12 protein-coding genes and 4 tRNA genes are annotated in these 22688 nt (G+C 59.3%); 6 read left to right on the forward strand and 10 right to left on the reverse strand.

Going from position 1 to position 22688, the window contains the following annotated elements; translation table 11 throughout:
• The first annotated feature begins 100 nt into the window (after nt 1-100).
• A complete protein-coding gene (locus AB3226_RS07360) occupies nt 101-967 on the forward strand; it encodes a helix-turn-helix domain-containing protein (RefSeq protein ID WP_367372591.1) in 867 nt (288 codons plus the stop codon).
• 82 nt (nt 968-1049) lie between these two features.
• Here AB3226_RS07360 and AB3226_RS07365 read toward each other — a convergent pair whose 3' ends face one another.
• The 5 genes from AB3226_RS07365 to AB3226_RS07385 all read right to left on the reverse strand — a co-directional run bounded on the left by AB3226_RS07365 (nt 1050) and on the right by AB3226_RS07385 (nt 2472).
• Entirely contained in the window at nt 1050-1568 is a 519-nt protein-coding gene (locus AB3226_RS07365; RefSeq protein ID WP_367372592.1) for a hypothetical protein, read from the reverse strand.
• Between the two features lie 491 nt (nt 1569-2059).
• Nucleotides 2060-2135 (reverse strand) — tRNA-Gly (locus tag AB3226_RS07370).
• Between the two features lie 3 nt (nt 2136-2138).
• Nucleotides 2139-2214: transfer RNA gene (locus AB3226_RS07375), tRNA-Glu, on the reverse strand.
• A 104-nt stretch (nt 2215-2318) separates the two neighbouring features.
• Nucleotides 2319-2394 (reverse strand) — tRNA-Gly (locus AB3226_RS07380).
• 2 nt (nt 2395-2396) lie between these two features.
• Nucleotides 2397-2472 (reverse strand) — tRNA-Glu (locus AB3226_RS07385).
• A gap of 396 nt (nt 2473-2868) precedes the next feature.
• On the opposite strand from AB3226_RS07385, the gene AB3226_RS07390 reads away from it, so the two are divergent.
• Nucleotides 2869-3627, forward strand: a complete 759-nt coding sequence (locus AB3226_RS07390) for a hypothetical protein (RefSeq protein WP_367372593.1) — start codon at nt 2869-2871, stop codon at nt 3625-3627.
• Nucleotides 3628-3981: 354 nt separating this feature from the next.
• Here AB3226_RS07390 and AB3226_RS07395 read toward each other — a convergent pair whose 3' ends face one another.
• From AB3226_RS07395 to AB3226_RS07405, 3 genes are all read right to left on the reverse strand, one after another.
• A complete protein-coding gene (locus AB3226_RS07395) occupies nt 3982-5946 on the reverse strand; it encodes a methyl-accepting chemotaxis protein (RefSeq protein ID WP_367372594.1) in 1965 nt (654 codons plus the stop codon).
• Nucleotides 5947-6123: 177 nt separating this feature from the next.
• On the reverse strand, nt 6124-7500 hold the full coding sequence (locus tag AB3226_RS07400; RefSeq protein ID WP_367372595.1) for a PLP-dependent aminotransferase family protein: 1377 nt from the start codon (nt 7498-7500) through the stop codon (nt 6124-6126).
• A gap of 282 nt (nt 7501-7782) precedes the next feature.
• The gene (locus AB3226_RS07405) at nt 7783-8544 is read right to left on the reverse strand and encodes an SDR family oxidoreductase (protein WP_063341249.1); all 762 of its coding nucleotides are present in this window, start codon (nt 8542-8544) and stop codon (nt 7783-7785) included.
• 239 nt (nt 8545-8783) lie between these two features.
• Between AB3226_RS07405 and AB3226_RS07410 the strand changes: the two genes are divergently transcribed.
• Complete coding sequence (locus AB3226_RS07410) at nt 8784-9788, forward strand: NADP-dependent oxidoreductase (protein ID WP_367372596.1); 1005 nt, start codon at nt 8784-8786, stop codon at nt 9786-9788.
• Nucleotides 9789-9917: 129 nt separating this feature from the next.
• Here the strand turns inward: AB3226_RS07410 and pyrF are convergent, their stop codons facing one another.
• The gene (gene pyrF / locus AB3226_RS07415; protein WP_367372597.1) at nt 9918-10616 is read right to left on the reverse strand and encodes an orotidine-5'-phosphate decarboxylase; all 699 of its coding nucleotides are present in this window, start codon (nt 10614-10616) and stop codon (nt 9918-9920) included.
• A 580-nt stretch (nt 10617-11196) separates the two neighbouring features.
• Between pyrF and AB3226_RS07420 the strand changes: the two genes are divergently transcribed.
• Nucleotides 11197-11556 carry a DUF6124 family protein gene (locus AB3226_RS07420; RefSeq protein WP_367372598.1) on the forward strand — a complete coding sequence of 120 codons (360 nt, stop codon included), beginning with the start codon at nt 11197-11199 and terminating at the stop codon, nt 11554-11556.
• Nucleotides 11557-11862: 306 nt separating this feature from the next.
• Here AB3226_RS07420 and AB3226_RS07425 read toward each other — a convergent pair whose 3' ends face one another.
• Nucleotides 11863-18267, reverse strand: a complete 6405-nt coding sequence (locus AB3226_RS07425) for a retention module-containing protein (RefSeq protein WP_367372599.1) — start codon at nt 18265-18267, stop codon at nt 11863-11865.
• 591 nt (nt 18268-18858) lie between these two features.
• Between AB3226_RS07425 and AB3226_RS07430 the strand changes: the two genes are divergently transcribed.
• Both AB3226_RS07430 and AB3226_RS07435 read left to right on the forward strand, forming a co-directional pair.
• Entirely contained in the window at nt 18859-20217 is a 1359-nt protein-coding gene (locus AB3226_RS07430; RefSeq protein WP_367372600.1) for a TolC family outer membrane protein, read from the forward strand.
• Nucleotides 20218-20354: 137 nt separating this feature from the next.
• Nucleotides 20355-22514, forward strand: a complete 2160-nt coding sequence (locus tag AB3226_RS07435; RefSeq protein ID WP_367372601.1) for a type I secretion system permease/ATPase — start codon at nt 20355-20357, stop codon at nt 22512-22514.
• Nucleotides 22515-22688 lie beyond the last annotated feature (174 nt).

Here is a 22688-nt window from a genome sequence, read left to right on the forward strand (position 1 = left end):
TAACTTTTGACTTTCTTATCAGCATTTAGTCTGCAAAGTGATAGCACGTTAGCAATACTACTCAGCGAAAGAGGGGCACTAAGAACCGCAGAGTAGAGACATGACGTCCAATTTGACCAGAAGGCCATCGCTACTGTGGTTCGATCTGACTCACGATCGTTCCACGAAGGAACTGATCGCGCAGTTCGAGGGTACCTGCGACTGCAAATTGACGAAAAACTCCGTGCTGCCCCACGGGGAACAGGCAGACATGATCTGCATCCATTTCGATCGCCCCGACACACCGGGCTTGAGGCTGTTGCTGGAGATCAAACGCACCACTCCCACCATCCCGATCACCATGTTCACCGTGCAGCACTCCGAAGAACTGGCCGTCTGGGCCATGCGCTCCAGTGTCTGGGAATACATGGTGCTCCCGCTCTCAGGCACTGAGAGAAAGCGCTATCTGACAGCAGTGGTGCAGCTGTGCGAGTTGCGCGGAAACATCAACGGTCAAGGCCAGACATCGCTGATCGATCACTCCCCGACCCTGCCGGACAGCATCCGCCTGACCTCGGGGCACCAAAAACACCAGGCGCTGAGCAACATCATGCTGTACATCGATCAGCACTATCGCGACAGCATCGATCAGAGGGATTTGGCCAAGCGCTGCGGCATGACGACCTTTCGCTTCAGCCGCCTGTTCAAGGAAGCCAATGGTGTTGGTTTCACCGATTACATCCTGGACAAGCGCATGAACTTCGCCAAGCAACTGCTCGACAATAGCCAGATGCCCATTACCAGCATCGGCTATGAGGCCGGTTTCAAAGACCCGTCCTACTTCGCTCGCGCCTTCAAGCAATTCGTCAACTGCACGCCCAGCGAATACCGTTTGGCATGCCAACTCAGAGCGGTAGCCGCGCAACCGGCGCTGGAGGATACAACCGCTGACGTGCTTGAAAGCCTGGTGCAGAGCCTCGGAAGTTGAGGCGGTTCTTTTTGAATTTGGAGCGGGAAACGAGACTCACATTGCTCTCATTCCAGGTACCGACTTAGCTTTTTCTGTTGCGTTATCCACTTCGGCCCTTCCTTGCTTTTCTTATTAAGAAAGCCGAAACACAAAGTACGACAACACCGAAAAAACCGTACAGCCAAAGATCTGTTTTTTTGCTTCTCGCCAGACGCTCCTCAGAGTCTATCCTGCTGATAATTTCTTTTCCGTCCACCAACAAAACAACTAACTTTCGATTTTCTACTGTTGGAAATACGCGCTGGTAGTACCAAGAAACAGTGGCTTTTTTGCCAATCAATTCTGGGGAACTATCCGTGGTAATACACTTAGAGAACCCGCCAAGTCTGGAAGCACACGTAAACCAATATACGTTTTCGCCATCAGTAATTTTTGTCAGAATATTCCTTCCAACTTTTTCCTCCGAAAGCACGCCTGACAGCGTATCCAGCTCAGTCGGGGCGTGAGAAAACCACTGGTAAGAAACCGTAACAAACGCAAATACGACATAACCGACACAAATAATTTCCGCGGGACTCTTGTACCACCTACGAGGACTATCGGGCCGACTTTCGCTCATCGTGTGCTCCCCTTTAACATCACAACCCCCTCTGACAAGAGGCACTAATGCGAGCGTAGACGAGGACGTCCGGGGGAATTTTGAAACGCTTAGATCAAAATGCTATCACGGTATTTTTTGTTTAGAAGCCGATGAGGGTTACTCGTCGCTTGCATTCCAACGTCCGTCATTGCCGAAGACAGCCTCTGAAAAAACGAGGTCTTGCGACCCACCTTCAACGCCACCGTTTTGAAGGTTCGCCGGGCGAGGACTGCGGTACTCCCAAGGAAAGCGAGCCGGCTTGCCAGCCATCTGAACGAAACTGCCAGCTCTTGGCGCCCTACGAGCGGACGAAATAGGTGCAAGCCACCCAGCAGTTTCAGCCATGACGCACTCCTTGTAGCTGCTGCCGAGCTGCTACGGATTACCCGAAGGTGCTTATTCCAATCAATGAAAATGACAAATAGCGCGCATAAAAAAACGCCGCTCAATGAGCGGCGTTTTTTTGAATTTGGAGCGGGAAACGAGACTCGAACTCGCGACCCCGACCTTGGCAAGGTCGTGCTCTACCAACTGAGCTATTCCCGCAAATGGCGTCCCCTAGGGGACTCGAACCCCTGTTACCGCCGTGAAAGGGCGGTGTCCTAGGCCACTAGACGAAGGGGACACGCTGCCCGGAACACATGGTGTGTGTTTCGGTGCCCAGATCCGCATCCGAAGATTTGGTTCTGGTTTCACTCAGCCCTGCCCGAAAGCAAAGCCGTTTAAAACTGGAGCGGGAAACGAGACTCGAACTCGCGACCCCGACCTTGGCAAGGTCGTGCTCTACCAACTGAGCTATTCCCGCATTGGCGTCCCCTAGGGGACTCGAACCCCTGTTACCGCCGTGAAAGGGCGGTGTCCTAGGCCACTAGACGAAGGGGACACACGTACAACATTCACCCCCTACCGCGTTTCGCTGTGTGCTTTACGCTGTAAGTGGCGCGCATTCTATGGATGGATTGAGGGGTCGTCAACCCCCAGATATAAATTTATTTAAATCAATGACTTCGCCCTGCTTTCAGCGGCGATTCAGGCTTTTCCGTCGACTGACCTTTGGCGCCTATATTCTGGCATCCAGCAAGGCGCTATAGTCCACGCCGAGATGATGGCAATGTGCACCTCACACGCTATTTACTTATATATGCAGCAATACGGCCGATATAAGCAGAGCCATAGCCGATTCAACTCGTCGAGCGGCCCTAGGCGCGCAAATGCCAAGCTACTACACTCGACTCGCACGCGAACCCTAATAAAAGAGGTCTTACCGGTGACACCACTCATGATCACCCTGCTAGTCGTAGCCGGGATCGCACTATTGATCGCCATTGGCTACATGAACCATGTGGTGGAAAACAACAAGCTGGAAAAGGCCCGCACCAAGGTTGAACTCAACGACCGCCTGCGTCGCTGCGGCGAAATCACCGAGACCTTCCCCGGTCAGTTGATGACGCCGGCGCTCAAGCTTCTATTGACCCGTCTGGAACTGAATGTCTGCCAGCGCCTGCTGAACCTGGAAAAAACCAACGCCACGTTGAAGGCACGGATTACCGAGCTGAGTGCCTTGGTCGCCCAGGGCGAATCGATTCCGGTCAACAACCCGCCGGCACCGATCCAGACCGAAGCCAAAGCCAAGGACGTGCGCTTCCTGCTCGAAGCCCTGCATGGCCAGATCACCCGCGCGGCACAGGACGGTTTTCTGCCGACCAACGAAGCCAAGCGCTGGATCCGCGAAGTCCGACACATCCTGGTCCTGCTGCACATCGAATTCTTCAACAACCTGGGTCAGCATTCCCTGCAACAGAACCAGCCCGGCCAGGCCCGCCTCGCCTTTGAACGCGGCGTGCAATACCTGCGCAAACAACAGGAACCGCAGATTTACGCTGAACAGCTGGAATACCTGGAGAAACTCCTGGCCCGCGCCAACGCCCAGGTCATGGACAAGATCGCTCCGGTTGAAGGCGAGGTGAACCAACTGACCGAAGGCCTCAAAGACGTCGAGGCTGATGCTGACTGGAAGAAAAAAGTCATCTACGACTGATCATCCAAATGCTAAGAAGCCACCGGGTCAGGTGGCTTTTTTTTGCGTATTAACCTGGTACCCCATATCCCTGTGGGAGCGGGCTTGCCCGCGATGACGGCGGCAGATCCGACATTGATGTAACAGACATATCGCTATCGCGGGCAAGCCCGCTCCCACAGGTATTTGTGCTGAGTTCAGTAAATGTGTCAGGCCCTGAACAGGTGTACTTATTCAGGACTAGACACTGGGATTGATGGGTGAGTGCGTCCAGCCGCCAAGATCAAAAGATCGCAGCCTGCGGCAGCTACGGGGTGTACGCCTGCCTTTGTAGGAGCTGACGAAGCCTGCGATCTTTGCTTCTGCTCTTTTCTTCTACAGCCTGAAGTGCCCCACCATCCCCTTCAACTCAACCCCCAACTGCGCCAACTCAATACTCGACGCCGCATTGCCCCGCATCGCCAATGACGACTGATCCGCACTGGCGCGGATACTGGTGACACTGCGATTGATCTCCTCGGCCACTGAACTCTGCTCTTCGGCAGCCGCCGCAATCTGCTGGTTCATCTGCTGAATCAACGACACCGCTGCCGCAATGCTCCCCAAGGCGCTCTCGGTCTGCAACGCATCGCTCACCGCCAGCTTCACCAACTCGCCACTGTTCTGAATTTGCTGCACCGACGACTGCGCCGCCGAGCGCAAGGCACTGACCAGCCGTTCGATTTCTTCGGTCGATTGCTGGGTTCGCTTGGCCAGCGCCCGAACTTCATCGGCCACCACCGCAAAGCCCCTGCCCTGCTCGCCGGCGCGTGCCGCCTCGATGGCCGCATTGAGCGCCAACAAGTTGGTCTGCTCGGCGACGCTTTTGATCACGCTGAGCACCGTGCCAATGTTCTGGATTTCTGCGCTGAGGCTTTCGATGCTGGAGCTGGCCGAGGTGGCTGAGTCCGCCAGTTGTTCGATTCGCGCCATGCTTTGGCGCACCACCTGCTGACCGCTTTCGACCTTGCCGTCGGCAGTCTGCGCCGCCTGAGCGGCCTCTTCCGCGTTACGTGCGACGTCGTGCACCGTGGCGGTCATCTGATTCATCGCGGTGGCGACCTGCTCGGTTTCTTCCTTCTGGCTGCTGACTTCAAGGTTGGTCTGCTCGGTCACTGCAGACAGCGATTGCGCAGAGTTTGCCAGCTGTTCGATACCGGCCTGCAAACCACTGACGATACTGCTGAGCCCCGCCCCCATTTGCTGCATGGCTTGCATCAACTGGCCGATCTCGTCTCGGCGGGTCACTTCAATCGTTGCACTCAAATCGCCCGCGGCGATCTGTTGAGCGACACGAATCACACTGCGCAGTGGGGTAACGATCAATCGGGTAATCACCCACGAAGCAATCAGCCCCACCAGCAGGGCCAGTGCCGAAGAGCCGATGATCAACAGCGAGTTCTTTTTCAGCTCAGCCTGCATCGAATGGTCTTCGGCAACGTAGGCCTGGTCCACCCGCGCCACCACTTGAGCGGCGCGCTGGTGAAGTTGCTCGTAGACGGTCTTTTCCTGTGCCAATAGACCGGTGTATTCGGCAAGTTTTTCACTGAAACCGGCGATGTGACCGGACACTTCATTGAGGACGGTCTGGTAACCCTCATCCTTGATCGTGGTTTTCAGCTGCTCGGCCTGGGTCAGTGCCTGATCGGCTTGCTCAATCTTGCCCTGCCCACCGCTGTCGTCGCCCTTGCGACTCTGGTCCAGGCGTACGCGTGCTTCGTTCATGGCCTGCAACATCAGCCGCGATACCTGACTGACCTGATTGGCCTGCTCGATGAATTGCGCGCCGTCCTTGCCCTCGGACTCCTTCAAGGTATAAGCACCATCGTCGGCGAGCCCGGCCTGTAGCACATCCAGGTTATTGGCCACGCTGGACACCGACCAACTGGCCATTTCCAGCGCCAGGTCCTTGGCCTGACTCAGCGAGACGAACTCGTCGAACGCCTTGCGATAGGCCCCCAGAGATTGCTCGACGTCATTCATGACCGCCACGTTGGCCGTCGACTGTGCCTTGAGTTCGGTCGCCAGGCCGATCAGAGCATCCACCCCGGCGCGCAAGGCGTCCGCGGTTTTCGGATTACCGTGCAAGGCGTATTCCTGCTCGAGCAGGCGAACCTTGAGCAAACCACTGTTGAGCGACGACATCTGCTTGAGCCCGTCGAAGCGTTGACTGATGGTTTGCAGGGACCATACGCCGATGGCCGCCACCAGGGCTGTCAACAGCAGCACCAGTACAAACCCGACACCCAGTTTTTTCGCCATACCGAGGTTGGCAAAACGTCCTTGCACGGCCGAAATCATTGCGCTTAGTCCCCTGCCATTGTCTGTTGATGCAGATTCGCAACGGGCTTGTGCCAACACAAGTCTCTGGCGTCGGAATAATGGCAAAAAGCTACGCCCGCGTCGCTTTCAGAACGCTTGAGGTCGATCCCCAGGGTCTGTTGACGTTCGCATCGCAACGCGGTTCGTCACCAAACGTCAACAGACCCTGGCGGTGGCGTGAAAAAATGCCCGGGCGCGCGGATCACAGGCATAGGCAACGTTGATCCGCTGCCAGTCATGAGTTTGGCCGGTCGGACTGAATGCCGTCGGGCAAGACAGCACGATACCGAAGCGTCGCGCCTGAGCTCGCACCTGAGCGTAGTCAGACTTGCGCGATCGCGCCCAGATAAACAGGCCGCCCGCCGGTTTGCCGAAAACCTCCCACTCCGCGTCTTCGAGCACCTGCAAGGCCGCTTCCCTGCCAGTGCTTAAACGCTGACGTTGACGCTGCACCAATTTGCGATAGGCACCACTGGCCAACAGACAAGCCAGCACCGACTCGCTAAACCGTGAAGCGCCCATGCTGCTGATCATCTTGACCTCTGCCAGCCGCGAAATTACATCGGCACTGGCCACTACAAAGCCGACCCGCAACGAACTGCTGAGGGTTTTGGAGTAACTGCCAACGTAGATCACGTTGTCATCGATGCCCAGCGCCGCAAGCCGCGTGCCTGGACCGCTGTGCAAATCCGCATAGACGTCGTCTTCGATCACCAGCACGCCATGTTTTTTGGCCAGTTGCAGGACCTGCTGAGCCACCCCCGGGGTCAAACTGCTGCCGGTGGGGTTGTGATAAAAACTGTTGATGAACAAGCCACGGGGCTTGTACTTCAGCAACAATACCTCGAGTGCTTCAGGGTCTGGTCCGCGAGGGGTTCGTGGCACCTCGATCATGCTGATCCCGTGCAGCCTGAGCAGATCGAACAGCATCGAATAACCGGGACTCTCCACCACCATACAATCGCCTGGCTTGAACAAAGTGCGCACAATCAGATCGAGCCCATGACTGGCCCCCGCCGTGGTCAGGATTCGGTTTTCATCCACCGTAATACTCAGCTGTTTCAGTCGTTTGAGGATCTGCAGGCGCAAGGCTGGCAGGCCCAGTGACGTGCTGTAGTTGAACAACCCGGCCATGTCGGTGCGGCTGACCTGGCGTATGGCGTAGCTCAGGTCGTCAGTCTCGCGCCAGCTTTCAGGTAATCCGCCGCAACCCAGTTTCAGTTCGCCGATGAGATTGCTCTGCTGCTCGACCCCTTCGAACCAGGGAAGATCCCGTTGTTCCTGAACAGCCAGCACCGTTGCCGCGGCAAAGAAACCCACCCCGTTGCGCGTCGCCAATACGCCTTGAGTCACAAGCCGTTCACAGGCCTCGACGACACTGGACTGACTGAGCAGATTGATTCGCGCGATGTGCCGCACAGAAGGCAAACGCGTCCCCGGCGACACCTCGCCACGACGGAGCCAATCCGCCAATGCGTCGACGATTTGCTGCACGACAGGCACCAATGCCTGTCGATCGATTCTCAACTCCATGAGCAAGCAAACTCCTGTCAGTTTTGCGGGAAACAGTTAATCACAGGAGCGCTCCAGGGGATGTGCGACAACGCCGCCAAAACCCTCGAATCTAATCATTTGAAACACATTGATCGGCGTCATCAGGGAACCGGGGCCGATCGATAAAAAAAACTGTGGGAGCGGGCTTGCCCGCGATAGCGGTGTATCAGACAACATAGATGTCGACTGACACGCCCTCATCGCGGGCAAGCCCGCTCCCACATGGATTGCGCTTTGATACGCATTACGCGGCCTGCAGCATTAAAACGCCGTAACCCCACCATCCACCGCCAGCGAATGACCGGTGGTGAATGCCGCGCCGTCGCTGCACAGGTACAACACCGCGCTGGCAATTTCTTCGACCTTGCCTATACGCCCGACCGGGTGCATGGCGTTGGCGAACTCGCCCTTCTTCGGGTCCGCTTCGTAGGCTCGACGGAACATATCGGTGTCGATCACCGCCGGGCAGACTGCATTCACGCGAATCTTTTTCTTGGCGTATTCGATGGCCGCCGATTTGGTCAGGCCGATCACCGCGTGTTTCGAGGCAGCGTAGATGCTCATCTTCGGCGCAGCGCCCAGGCCGGCGACCGAAGCGGTGTTGACGATCGCGCCGCCGCCCTGGGCCAGCAACAACGGCAATTGATACTTCATGCACAGCCAGACGCCTTTGACGTTGACGCCCATGATCGCGTCGAACTCATCGATCGTGCCTTCGGCCAGTTTGCCTTTCTCGATTTCGATACCGGCGTTGTTGAAGGCATAGTCGAGACGGCCGTAGGTATTCACGACCTCGTCCATCAGATTTTTTACCTCGCTTTCCACTGTGACATTGCAGCGCACGAAAGTCGCTTCACCGCCCGCGGTGCGAATCAGCGCCACAGTGCCTTCACCACCGGCCGCGTCCAGATCGGCGACCACCACTTTCAAACCTTCAGCGGCGAACGCCAAAGCGGTCGCGCGGCCAATACCATTGGCCGCGCCTGTCACAACGGCGACCTGGCCGGAAAACGTCATGCTCATTGTTATGTCCTCGGAGGGAAGAATGCGGAGGGGAATTGCGTGTTCCCAGTCTAGGCACAGGGGTCTATTGCACGGCAGCACTATCAGAAGGCCGGTTGGCCCCCCATGAGTTGCAGTGATAGAACCGCCACTCTGACTATCACTGCACTGGATCGATGTGCATTCGCAGCGTCAGCCAACCTTGCAGCATCGCCAATGAAGGTCTATCAACAAGACTTCATTCATCTTGAGTGCCTGTCATGACTACCCAGACCAATCGCCAGTTCCTGCTCGCCAAACGCCCCGTGGGGGCGGCCACTCGTGAGACGTTCACGTATCAAGAAGTACCGGTCGGCGAGCCGGCGGCGGGTCAGATCCTGGTCAAGAATGAATACTTGTCCCTGGACCCGGCCATGCGTGGCTGGATGAACGAGGGCAAGTCCTACATCCCTCCGGTCGGCATTGGCGAAGTCATGCGCGCATTGGGCGTAGGCAAAGTCATCGCCTCGAACAATCCGGGTTTCGCCGTGGGGGACTACGTCAACGGCGCCCTCGGCGTGCAGGATTACTTCCTCGGCGAGCCACGAGGTTTCTATAAAGTCGATCCAACACTGGCACCGCTGCCGCGCTATTTATCCGCGCTGGGCATGACCGGGATGACCGCCTACTTCGCCCTGCTCGATGTCGGCGCGCCGAAAGCCGGCGACACCGTGGTGCTATCGGGCGCGGCCGGTGCGGTGGGCAGCATTGCCGGGCAAATCGCCAAGATCAAAGGTTGTCGGGTAGTCGGTATTGCCGGAGGTGCGGACAAGTGCAAATTCCTGATCGATGAACTGGGTTTTGACGGTGCCATCGACTACAAAAACGAAGACGTGCAGGCCGGCCTCAAGCGCGAATGCCCGAAAGGGGTCGACGTGTATTTCGATAACGTCGGCGGCGATATTCTCGACGCTGTGCTGAGCCGCCTGAACATGAAGGCACGGGTGGTGATTTGCGGCGCCATTAGCCAGTACAACAACAAGGAAGCGGTCAAAGGCCCGGCCAATTACCTGTCGCTGCTGGTCAACCGCGCACGGATGGAAGGCTTTGTGGTGATGGATTACGCCGCACAGTTCGGCGCTGCCGGGCAGGAAATGGCCGGCTGGATGGCCAAGGGGCAGCTCAAGAGCAAGGAAGATATCGTTGAAGGGCTGGAAACATTCCCGGAGACGCTGATGAAATTGTTCAGCGGCGAGAATTTCGGGAAGTTGGTGTTGAAGGTTTAACGTATTACCTGACCACAACAAAACCTTGTGGGAGCGGGCTTGCCCGCGATGAGGGCGTGTCAGTCAACATCAATGTTGTCTGATACACCGCTATCGCGGGCAAGCCCGCTCCCACAGGTTTAGTGGCGTTTAAGCGAGTTCGGCAACGACTGCCGCCAACGCCTTCGCCGGATCCGCCGCCTGGCTGATCGGGCGACCAATCACCAGGTAGTCGGAACCGGCCTCCAGCGCCTGACGCGGGGTCAGGATGCGGCGTTGATCGTCCTGGGCGCTGCCCGCCGGGCGAATCCCCGGGGTCACCAGTTGCAGCGACGGGTGAGCGGTTTTCAAGGCCCGGGCTTCCAGGGCCGAGCAGACCAGACCGTCCATCCCGGCCTTTTCCGCCAGCGCGGCCAGGCGCAGCACCTGTTCCTGTGGCTCGATGTCCAGACCGATACCCGCCAGATCCTCACGCTCCATGCTGGTCAGCACGGTCACGCCGATCAACAACGGTTTCGGGCCGCTGCGCTGATCGAGTACTTCACGGCAGGCGGCCATCATGCGCAGACCACCGGAGCAGTGCACGTTGACCATCCACACGCCCATTTCCGCGGCGGCCTTGACGGCCATGGCGGTGGTGTTCGGAATGTCGTGGAACTTGAGGTCCAGGAACACTTCGAAGCCTTTGTCGCGCAGGGTGCCGACGATTTCCGAGGCGCAACTGGTGAACAGTTCTTTACCGACTTTGACCCGGCACAGCTTCGGGTCCAGTTGATCGGCCAGCTTCAGTGCGGCATCACGGGAGGGGAAATCCAGGGCGACGATGATAGGCGTCTGGCAGGCGGACATGAGTGGGCTCTCAGGCAAGTCGAAATCGGCGCGCATTGTAGCGGAACCAGCGCCGCTGCGGGACCCGGTGATCGGTAATTCGTCGTCGCGGTCAAGACAAGACTAGCTCCTGCGGCAATTGTGTCGAGTTCGGTACACACACGACACGCCCACAACCCCCTTCAACGCTACCCTCGACGGCCGCAACAGGTGGCGATCCGACTTGCCCGCGAAGAACATTAAACATCAATGTTTAAAAAACATTTCCAGACACTCACTCAGGCTACACAACCTTGCGTCGCTGCCTACGACTGCGCCAGAATCCGCCGGCTTGTGCGCCTTGAGCCTGGCCTCTATCGTTTCCGGGTCGCTGACAAATCAGCGATCGGGTTTAGCAGCTCGGTGAATATCAAGGCACGTCAGTGCCGCCGGTGATCGGTCGACAGCGTTTTCGTCAGCTGGTCTGCGTTATGGCGGCTATGCGTGGGGCACTTCGGTGCGCCGGGTTCCTTGATGCCTGGTCTGCTAACCCGCGTACAGCCGCCACCCATATTCGTTTAGCAGCGATGGGTGACAGCTCCAATCATCAAGGAGTTTCACCATGTTCAAACCAACGCCAAATCCTCCGGAAACCGACGATGTTTCCCCGTACGAAACCACCGATTCGAGAAAACTCAATGAAGCCGCCGACCGCGCTCTTGATTACTACCTCAAACCGGTCATTCCCAAAGACACTCCGCGCAAACCCAGCACCATTTACCATGTGGGTGCGAAGGTCGATAACGAAACCCTGCAGGTCAACGCCTGCGAATCCCTGGCGTCAGCGAGCGTGATGCTCAGTGAATTCGCCGGGTTGATGGACATTCCCCATCGCAACATGATGTTGGGGATTCAATCGGTGGTCATGCTCGGTGAGTTGGCGGTGAATCGGGTGCTGGATAATCTCGATCCGCCGTCCTGACCATTGACCCGAGGCCACAGGGCTTTTGTGGCGAGGGAGCTTGCTCCCGCTCGGCTGCGCAGCAGTCGCAAAGCCAGAACATTCGGTATGTCTGAAAAACCGTGATTGCCGGGATTGGGCCGCTTCGCAGCCCAGCGGGAGCAAGCTCCCTCGCCACAGTTGCATGGCTGACCGGAGAGTTGCGCAGTGTTCTTCGGGATCGCTTCGCGAGCCCGCTCCGGGCCGGCGATCCGACTGTGGCGACGCTATAGACAACACAAACCCGCCATTTCTTTCCACAGGAATGGCGGGCTTTGTACGTTTAGATCACACCGTATCCACCTTCAACGAATGGTCATTGAGCATGCCGTTAATGATCGTCGCCGTGTCCGCCCCACCGGCAATCACCCCACCCGCACCCGGGGTCACGCCGTAGTGGCTGGCCAGGTTCACACCCGCCAAATCGATGGTCTGGTTCGGCGTGGCGCCGGCCATGGCGCTGACGTCGATGCTGGTGATCACCGACGCGCCACTGCCGCTGACGGTGAAGTGCAGGTAGTCATCCAGTGATGCCGCGGTGCCGTTTTCTCCTTGCAGCAGTTGCGACAGGTCGAGTTTGTCGGTGCCAGGGGTGAAGTCGGTGATGACGTCGTGGCCGCTGTTGCCTTTGAGCCACTGGAAGGTGTCGGCGCCGCTTCCGCCGGTGAGGGTGTTGTTGCCGAGGCCACCGATGAGGAAGTCGTCGCCACCCGCGCCGTTGAGCACATCGTTACCCAAACCGCCGTTGATGACGTTGCTGTTGTTGTTTCCCATGAGGCTGTCGTTGAAGTTTGAGCCGGTGAGGTTTTCGATGCCGGTCAAAGTGTCGGTGCCCGCGCCAAGGGTGTTTTGCGCGGTGAGCAAGCTCAGGTCGACGGAGACCCCAGCAGTGGCGTGCGCGTAGCTCGCGGTGTCGTTGCCCGTGCCGCCATCGAGCAGGTCGTTGCCCGCGCCGCTGAACAGCAAGTCATTGCCGGCGCCACCGTGCATCTCGTTGTTGCCGGAACCTGCGGTAAGCACGTCGTTGCCGTCGCCGGCATTGATGACGTTGTTGCCAGCGCCCGCCAGCAGTACGTCGTCGCCCGAAGTGCCGGTCAGCGTATGGCCGTCCTGATAGCTGATGGTCACATTGGCCGAGTCGCTGCCGCCGTGGTTGTCGTTGGCGGTGTAGGTCCCGTGGAAGTCCGGCGTGGTGTCGTGTGCTCCGGCGTAGTTGACGGTCATGGTCAGCTGGTAGTTTTCCGCCCCTTTCCCGCTGTTGCCCGGACCGCCGTCGTCGATGTTGGTGATGTGGATCTGGTACGTGCCGTCCGCCGTGGCGGTGATGGTCTGGCCGTCGGCGATGGCAATGAAAGCACCGCCGTTGACCGAGTACTCCATGGTGACGTGGCCGGCCGCCAGGTTGTGGTCCAGGTTGAGGGTTTCACCCTGTTTGAGGGTGACGGTGATGCGGTCCTCATCATTGGTATTGTTGGCGCTGACCGACCCCAGTGCCCCGCTGACCACCAACATCGCCGTCATGGCCGCTGTGTTGGCGACAAATGCGCTGCGGGCGATGGTCACCGCCTGGGTGTTATTGGCGGTGAAGCTAAAGCTCGAGTTGGTACCGATGAAGTCTGCGCCCTTGGCCCCCCATCCCGTGTTGAAGGTGGTCGGCGATGCAGTGAGCGTGTCGCCATTGACGTCGGTGTCGTTGGCCAGCAGCAGTTCGCCCGGCACTACAATGCTGCCCGACAGCACGTTGGTGATGACGTGGTCATCGACCGCCACCGGTGGCGTGTTCGGAATCACGTTGATCACCAGCGTGGAGCTGGCCAGATCGCCGTCGTTGTCGCTGGCGATGAAGCCGATGTTCTCAGTGATCACCGCCGCCGTGGTTTTCTGCGAGAGGTAGGTGTACTCGCCGGTGTCGAGGTTCACCAGCAGGGTGCCGCTGTTGTCCGTGGCAATGCTCAGGGTGTTATTGGCGGTGTTGAACGTGCCGTGGTTCGCACCGCCGCTGAAGCTCAGCGAACCCTGGTTGCTGTTGGCTTTTGGATCATAGGTATAGGTGGTGCCATCGACGGTGATGGTTTTGATGAAGCCGCCATCGGCGCCGAACGTACCGCCCGCGCCCTCGCCCAGCAGCGAGCCGGTGACCGGCGCGCCTTGCACGGTGCCCGAGAGTACCGAGTTGAGTTGATTGAGGTCGGTCACCGCCACGGCATTGGTGTTGGTGTGCGTACTGCCGTCATAGGCCACTGGATCGAGGCTGTCATTACTGACGCCGTTGCCCAGGCCGATGGCGTAGTTCTTGATGCCATTGGCGTCGAGGAAGGCTTTGAGGGCAGTCTCGTCCGCGCTGCCGATGTCGCCTTCGTTGGGTTTGCCATCGGAGAAGAAGTAGCCGACGTTCTGCGCCCCGATGAGTTTGCCCATGGTGTCGAACGCGGTTTGCATGGTCGCTACGGCCGCGTCGTAGTTGGTCCCGCCGCCTGCCGTCAGCGTCGCGATGATCAACTTGGCCGTCGCCACATCGACCCAGATCGACGTCTGGTCCGTGGCGCTGCTGCTGAAGGTGACGACCTGCACTTTCACATCACCGAGGTTGTCGTACTTGTCGAGCAGTGCACTGATCGCCTGCTTGGCCAGTTCCAGTCGCGACAGCCCCGACACGCCGGAGGGGTCGTCCATGCTCCCGGACACGTCGATCACCAGCAGCAGGTTGGAGTCGATCTGCACCGCGGGCACCGAACGGTACGAGGCGTCGGCGTTAGGCGGCACGTCATCGACGATGTTGACTACAAGGGTGCCGGTGGTGCTGTTGCCCACGGCATCGGTGGCGGTGTAGGTGAAGCTTTCATTCAGGGTGTTCGCGCCGTCATTGGCGTTGGGCGAAGTTTTCGGCGCCGAGGTCAGCGTGTAGGTGTAGCTGCCGTCGGGGTTGAGCAGGATCTGCCCGTAGGTTCCGGTGCCACTGCCGACCAGGGTGTAAGTGATCGCGCCGCTGGCGCCGCTGACCGCACCGACCAGCGTACCGGAGCCGGTTTCACCGGTGTTGCCAGGCTCGCTGCCAGTGACCGTGCCCGCTGCCAGGTCCTGGCCGTTCTGGGTCAAATCCAGGGCTTTTTCGTAGACCGTCACGTCAGTATCGGTGACCGTTACGAGGCAGCTGTTGGACACATCGATGGTCAGGGTCGTGGTGCTTTCATCGCCATCAGCATCGCGCACGGTGTAGGTGAATACATCTGTGGCGCCCGGCTCGCCGACCGAGTTCGGGTTGCTGTGGTACACGGCATTACCGTTGGCATCCAGTGTGAGATAGCCGTAAGTGCCATTGATATGCGCGTTCAAGCCGCCGATGGCCGAGGTCGAGGTGTCGCTGCCGGCACGCACGCCGACCACTGCGCCACCCACGGCTGGGCCATCGGCACCGAGCACATCGTTGTCCAATACATTACCGCTGACTGTCCCGCCTTCTACCACCGAGACTGAATCGCAGTGAGCGGTCGGCACGTCATCGACGATGTTGATCACGATGGTGCTGGTGACGCTATTACCTAAAGAATCGGTGGCCTGATAGGTGAAACTTTCGCTCAGCGTGTTCGGCCCGTCGTTGGCATGGGGCGTGGTCGCGGGTGCGGACGTCAGGGTGTAGGTGTAGCTGCCATCCGGGTTGAGCAGGATTTGCCCATACGCCCCGGAAGCACTGCCGACCAGGGTGAAAGTGATTGCGCCAGTAGCGCCCGTGATGGAGCCGACCAACGTCCCAGAGGCGGTTTCGCCAGTGTTGCCAGGCTCACTGCCGGTAACCGTGCCCGCCGCCAGGTCCTGGCCGTCCTTGGTCAAATCCAGGGCTTTTTCCTGAACCGTCACGTCGGTATCAGGAGCCACGACGAGGGAGCAGTTGGACACGTCGACGGTAATGATCGTGGTGCTTTCATCGCCGTCGGCATCGCGCACGGTGTAGGTGAATACATCCGTGGCGCCCGGCGCGCTGACCGAGTTCGGATTGCTGTGATACACGGCGTTGCCGTTGGCATCCAGAGTCAGGTAGCCGTAGGTGCCGTTGATTTGGGTGTTCAGACCACCGATGGCCGAAGTGGATGTGTCGCTGCCGGCGCGCACGCCGACCACCGCACCACCCGACGCAGGGCCGTCAGCGCCGAGCACATCATTGCCCAACACATTACCGCTGACCGTCCCACCCTCCGCCACCGAGACTGCATCGGCGTGAGCGGTGGGTACGTCGTCGACGATGTTGATCACGATGGTACTGGTGACGCTGTTGCCCAAGGGATCGGTCGCTTGGTAGGTGAAACTTTCGCTCAGGGTATTCGGCCCGTCGTTGGCATGGGGCGTGGTCGTTGGTGCGGAAGTCAGGGTGTAGGTGTAGCTGCCGTCGGGGTTGAGCACGATTTGCCCATAAGTCCCGGTGGCGCTGCCGACCAAGGTGTAAGTGATCGCGCCAGTGGTGCCAGTGACCGAACCGACCAACGTGCCGGAGCCGGTTTCACCGGTATTGCCAGGTTCACTGCCGGTGACCGTGCCTGCCGCCAGATCCTGGCCATCCTTGGTCAAATCGAGAGCTTTCTCCTGAACCGTCACGTCGCTATCGCTGGCCGCTATGAGGGTGCAGTCCGCCACATTGATGGTGATGGTCGTGGTGCTTTCATCACCGTCTGCATCGCGCACGGTGTAGGTGAACACATCCGTGGCCCCCGGCGCGCTGACCGAGTTCGGATTGCTGTGGTACACGGCGTTGCCGTTGGCATCCAGAGTCAGGTAGCCATAGGCGCCGTTGATTTGCGTATTCAGGCCACCGATGGCTGAAGTCGAAGTGTCGCTGCCGGCGCGCACGCCAACCACTGCACCACTGAGTGCCGGGCCATCGGCGCCACCGATGTCGTTGTCCAGCACGTTGCCCGAGGCCGTCGCGCCCTCGGCCACCGTGGCGTGATCAGGGTTGGCGGTGGGCAAGTCATCGACGATGTTGACGTTGATCTGCCCCAATGCCGTGCTGCCATCGACGTCGGTGGCAACGACGTTGAGGTTCTCGGTGACGCTGTTGGTGCCGTCGGCGTTCGGGTGGGTTTCGTTATCCGTCAGGGTGTAGCTGTAGCTGACTACACCGGTGGTGCTGTTGAAACCGGTGATGGTCAGCGTATTGCCGAGCGCAGTGACAATCGATTGCGGGAAGCCTGCGGCCACGCCACCGGTAACTACTGCGATACCGCCCACGGTCAGGGTTTGCAAACCGTCGAGGGCGGTGACGGTGAAGGTGCCGCTTTGGGTCAAGGCTGGTGTATTGGGGCTGGTGCCGTCGCTGAGGTTTTTCTCATAGACGGTGAGTTCGCCGCCGTTGATGTTCAGGCCATCGAGGGTCACCGGGTCATCGTTGTTATGGATGTTCAGCACCAGCGTCGCGGTGCTGGTATCGCCATCGGAATCGGTGAGGGTGTAGACGAAATTCTCAGTGCCGTTGCCACCGCCGTTCAGGGCTTTGAAGTCGGCATCGCTGGTGTTCAGGGTGTAGGTGTAGGTGCCGTTGGCATTAAGCACCAGTGTGCCGTAAGTCCCGTTGAACGTGCCGCCGATGACCGGCCCGCTGTCAGGACCGGTGGCAATGCGGTCGGCGCCCTGGATGTCGTTGGGCAGCACGCTGCCAGTCAGGGTCAGCAGGGTTTCCGAGGCGGTATTGGCGTTGGTGTCGTCGATCGCTTTGGGCACATCGTCAGTGATGTTGACGTCCAGCGAACCGGTGGCGGTATCGCCGTTGCTGTCACTCGCGACCACGGTGAACTGTTCACTGAGGTTGTTGGCGCCGTCGCCAGCCGAGTGGGTTTCGTTGCCCACCAGGGTGTAGCTGTAACTCACCACGCCGGTGGCCGGGTTGTAACCGGTGATCGTCAGGGTGTTGCCCAGTTGCGTGGTGATCGATTGCGGGAAACCGGCGGGCACACCGCCACTGATCACGTTGATTCCGCCGATATTCAGGCTGCTCAGCCCGTCAGCCGCAATGATTGTGAAGGTGCCGTTTTGAATCAGCGCTCCGGGGTTGCTGGCCGAACCGTCCGCCAGGTTGGCTTCATTGAGGGTCAGTTCGCCTCCCGCCGCCGACAGGCCGATGAGGGTGACCGGGTTATTCGGCGCGCCTGTCCCACCCGCACCACCTGCACCACCCGCACCGTTATCGCCATTGCCCGGATCAGCGTCCCGGCGCGCCAGGGGGAATTCGGGAATACCGTTGAAGCCCGCAGTGGGGAAACCAATGATGGGATCGACCCGGCCCGCCACTTCCTCCAGCAACACAAAACTGTGACCGCCGCCCAATCCACCCGGCGCGCCCGAGGCGCCCGGTCCGGCGGCAGTGGCTTCACCTGTTTGAGTCGGGTCGGCGCCGGCGGTAATGGCTTTTTGCAGTTGCTCGACATCGGTCAGTTGCGCCTGGCTCGGTGTCACCGCCTCAGAGGTCTCCACGTGCGGGACCTGATGCGCCAGTAATTGGGACGTCATCTGCAGGCTGCTGTCACGACCCAGGGTCAGCTCCTGGCCATTTTGCAGTTGCACCGCCACCGCGCCTTCGGCCCCGGTGACCAGTTGCTCGCCGGCAAACAGCCGATCGCCCTCGACCAAGGTACGTTGGGTGCCATCACCCGCCACTGCGTACACCTGACCGATGACTTTACTGACGATACCGATGAGCGTTGCCATGTGCATTTCCTCCGCTGCCAACTGCTGTCGGCATCCTGTTTGCGCGAAGAAGTTGCTCATGGTTGAAGCAGGTTGGCCTAGCGGATCGTTTGCCGAGAAAGCGTTTACCTGACGTAAACAACTGCCTCCCGACATTCTCGCCAGGCGTGTCGCTCGCAAGGGGAATTTCTGGATCGGGATAAAACCCTCTGCAATCAACAGCATCGGGGTCCACTTCCAAAATAACCGTCCTGCTAACGATGCGTAACGGTTTCGAATCACTCGAGTGACAAAAAATTGTCGCCTCTAAACCGTCTCGCTTCCCTCCCCTCCAGCACTTCTTCGCTCTGTGTCGAAAAGTGAATTGAACTTTCCTCAAGCCCTTCGATGCTCCTCAGAGCTCATAAACAAAGGCTTTCGCATTGAACAATGTGCTGGATTTTTCAGAGCGCATAAGTTTTTTTCGGCATAAGTCTTATGAGAAATCCTTCTTAGCTTCGCCTCAGGATGTTCTTAGCTCTGATGTAACAAGCGTGAGACGGTTTCACTTAAAAATAACGTCAAATATTTGGCGACTCACTAAGTACCATCAGGAATCAGGGAGAGGCATCCATGCGCGTTTTAACCCCCCTCTGCAGCGCGATTTTGCTGGCCATGGCCTGCACTTCTCAAGCACAGGCGATGTCATTGACCGAGGCGATCCAGAGCACCATTGCGACCCACCCGGAACTGGCGTCGCGGGTCGATGCCCGGCTCTCGGCCGACGAGCAGATTAAAGTCGCCAAAGGGGGCTTCTATCCATCGGTGGATTTGAACGCCGGCTACGGGCGCGGGTACAGCGATAACACCACCACTCGGGCGCAGGGCAATCACCACACCGAAATCCTCAACTACACCCAATCGGAACTGCGCCTGCGGCAGATGCTCTTCGACGGCTTCAACACCTCCAACGAGGTCGCGCGCACCAAAGGCGTGGCCAACTCGCGAGCCTATTACGCTCAGGGCACCGCCCAGGATCTGGCCCTGCGCACCATCGAGGTTTACCTCGAAGTGCTCAAGCGTCGCGAACTGGTGACCCTGGCCAAGAACAATCTGCAAGCGCACATGCGGGTCAACGATCAGATCGGTCTGCGCACCCAGCGTGGGGTCGGCAGCAACGCCGACTCCGACCAGTCCACCGCTCGCCGGGCGCTGGCGCAAAACAACCTCGACACCGCCGAAGTCGATCTGGCCGATGCCGAGACGAATTTCTACAGCGTCGTGGGGCGCATGCCCGATGAACTCGAAGCGCCGCCATCGACCCGCGGCGAATTGCCCGCCACCCTGCCGGAAGCCCAGCAGAGCATGGTGGAAAACAACCCGTATCTGAAATCCGCCCAGGCCGATGTGCAATCGGCCGAAAGCCAATACGAAGTCGCCAAGTCGCCGTTCTACCCGCGCTTTGACGCTGAAGCGGCGGTGGGTGCGAATAATAATATTCAGGGCGACGAAGGCCACGACAACGAATGGCGAGTGGGTGTGGTGATGAACTACAACCTGTTCCGCGGCGGCAGCGACAAGGCCCGACTGGCCTCCGATGCGCACCAGATTAACCAGGCGCTGGACATCCGCAACAACGCCCTGCGCCAGCTCAACGAGAACATCCACCTGGCCTGGAACGCCATGCTCAACGCCAAGAAACAAACCCCGACCGCCCGTGAATACGCCGAAACCACCACCCGTGTGCGGGCCGCGTATCAGGATCAATTCGGCCTTGGTCAACGGACCTTGCTCGACGTGCTCGACAGTGAAAACGAGCTCTACAACGCCAACCGCCGCTACACCGAAGTGCGCTACACCGAGGAGTTTTCGATGTACCGCGTGCTGGCGAACATGGGCCAGTTGCTGAGCAAACAACGGGTGGTGCTGCCCGCCGATGCGATCGCCTCCACCGAAGTGAAAAACGAAGCTCGTTTGCCTGAACTGAAATGAAATAACCCTGTAGGAGCTGCCGAAGGCTGCGATCTTTTGATTTTGTTTTTTAAGATCAAGATCAAAAGATCGCAGCCTTCGGCAGCTCCTACAGGGAGATGTGCATCCATTGCCACGGTTCAACAGGAGCGATCAATGTGACCAGCATGGAACCCGGCAACACGGGTGTCGATCCGCGTCTAAACTTCGATGACCCGCTTCTGGACGGTCTGTTGATCCTCTGCAAACTTCATGGCGCGACGGTCAGTCGCGCCAGCCTGAGTGCCGGGCTGCCAATGGCACACCAACGCTTGAGCCTGGACCTGCTGCCGCGCGCAGCGGCCCGGGCCAGTTTGCAGGCGCGTGTATTGCGCCGTGAGCTGGGGGAAATTTCCGCGCTCAACCTGCCTGTGATGCTGATCCTCAACCATGGCCGCTGCGCGATCTTGCGTCGCTTCGGCGATGACGGTCAGGCGCTGATTCTGCCGAGCGAAGCCGACGGTGGAGAACAATGGGTCAGCACGGAAGAGCTGACCGCCAACTACAGCGGCCAGGCCTTGTTCGCCCGGCCGCGGCATGAACTCGAAGACTTGCGCGCGCCACTGGTGCCACGAGTCGAGGCGTGGTTTCGCGACACGTTGAAGTTGTCGAAGTGGCTGTACAGCGATGCGATTCTGGCGAGTTTTCTGATCAACCTGCTGGGCCTGATGGTGCCGCTGTTCGTGATGCAGACCTACGACCGGGTAGTGCCGAACCAGGCCACTTCAACGTTGTGGGTGCTGTCGATCGGCTTGCTGATCGGCACCGGGTTCGAACTGGTGCTGCGGGTGGTTCGCGCGCACTTGCTGGACACCGCCGGGAAGAAAACCGACGTGATTCTTTCGGCGACCTTGTTCGAACGCATCACCGGCATGGCGATGAAAGCGCGGCCAGCAACCATCGGTGGTTTCGCCCAGAGCATTCATGATTTTCAGGGCCTGCGGGAATTTCTCACCGCCGTCACGCTGACCAGCCTGATCGACCTGCCCTTCGCGGTGTTGATGCTGGTGGTGATCGGCCTGCTTGGCGGCTGGCTGGTGGTGATTCCGCTGTTGGCCTTCCCCATCACGATCATTTTTGCCATGGTGATTCAGGCACGTCTGCGCGACACCGTGCAGAAGAGTCTGAGCCTCGGCGCCGAGCGCCAGGCCCTGCTGATCGAAACCCTCGGCGGCCTGGAAACCCTCAAGGCCTGCAGCGCCGAAAGCGAACGCCAACACAAATGGGAAAGCACCCACGGCGCCCTCACCCGCCTCGACAGCCACGCGCGCAACCTCTCGGCGCTGGCCACCAACGGCACGCTGTTCATTCAACAATTCTCCGGCATGGCGACCATCGTCGCCGGCGTCTACAGCATCATCGCCGGCAACCTCAGCGTTGGTGCGCTGGTGGCGACCTACATGCTTGGCAGCCGCGTACTCGCGCCGCTGGGACAAATCGCCGGGCTGATCACCCGTTATCAGCAAGCGCAACTGACCATGAAAAGTACCGATGCGCTGATGTCGTTACCGCAAGAACGTGACGCCAAACAGCGGCCATTGGAGCGCACGCAATTGCAAGGCGCACTGGATGTCAGCGGCGTGACGTTCCACTACAACGGCCAGAATGCTCCGGCCCTGGCCAACGTCAGCTTCAGCATGAAACCGGGCGAACGGATCGGCATCATCGGCCGCAGCGGCTCGGGCAAAAGCACGTTGGCGCGGCTGGTGATGGGTTTCTATGCACCGGAAGAAGGCCAGTTGCTGCTCGATGGCCTGGACCTGCGACAACTGGACGTCGCCGACCTGCGCCAACAGATCGGCTACGTCGCCCACGACCTGCCGCTGCTGGCCGGCAGCTTGCGCGACAACCTGACCTTGGGCGCGCGCTACATCAGCGATGCCCGGATGCTTGAAGTCGCTGAACTGACCGGCGTCACCGAACTGGCTCGCCAACATCCCCAAGGCTTCGACCGGCCGGTGGGCGAACGCGGTCAGTTGCTGTCGGGCGGTCAACGCCAAGCGGTGTTGCTGGCGCGGGCCTTGTTGCTCGACCCGCCGATCATGCTGCTCGACGAACCCACCAGCGCCATGGACAACAGCAGCGAAGACGTTCTGCGGCAAAAACTCCACGGCTGGATTCAGGGCAAAACCCTGCTGCTGGTCACCCACCGCACCTCGATGCTCAGCCTGGTGGACCGGTTGGTGGTGCTGGACAACGGGCGGATCGTCGCCGATGGCCCGAAAGAAGCAGTCATCGATGCATTGCGCAAGGGCCGTGTCGGCTCTGCGACGGTTTAGGGGCACCCACTCGATGCCAGCACAAAACCTGTGGCGAGGGGGCTTGCCCCCGTTGGGTCGCGAAGCGGCCCCAAAGCCATTCACCCCGTTAGCTGGCAGGTTTACGACTGCTTCGCAGCCGAACGGGGCGATGCGGCGTTCCGACAAGCCCCCTCGCCACAGGTTTGTGTTCGG

This window comes from Pseudomonas lini (genome assembly GCF_964063345.1).
GTDB classification, from domain to species: domain Bacteria; phylum Pseudomonadota; class Gammaproteobacteria; order Pseudomonadales; family Pseudomonadaceae; genus Aquipseudomonas; species Aquipseudomonas lini_B.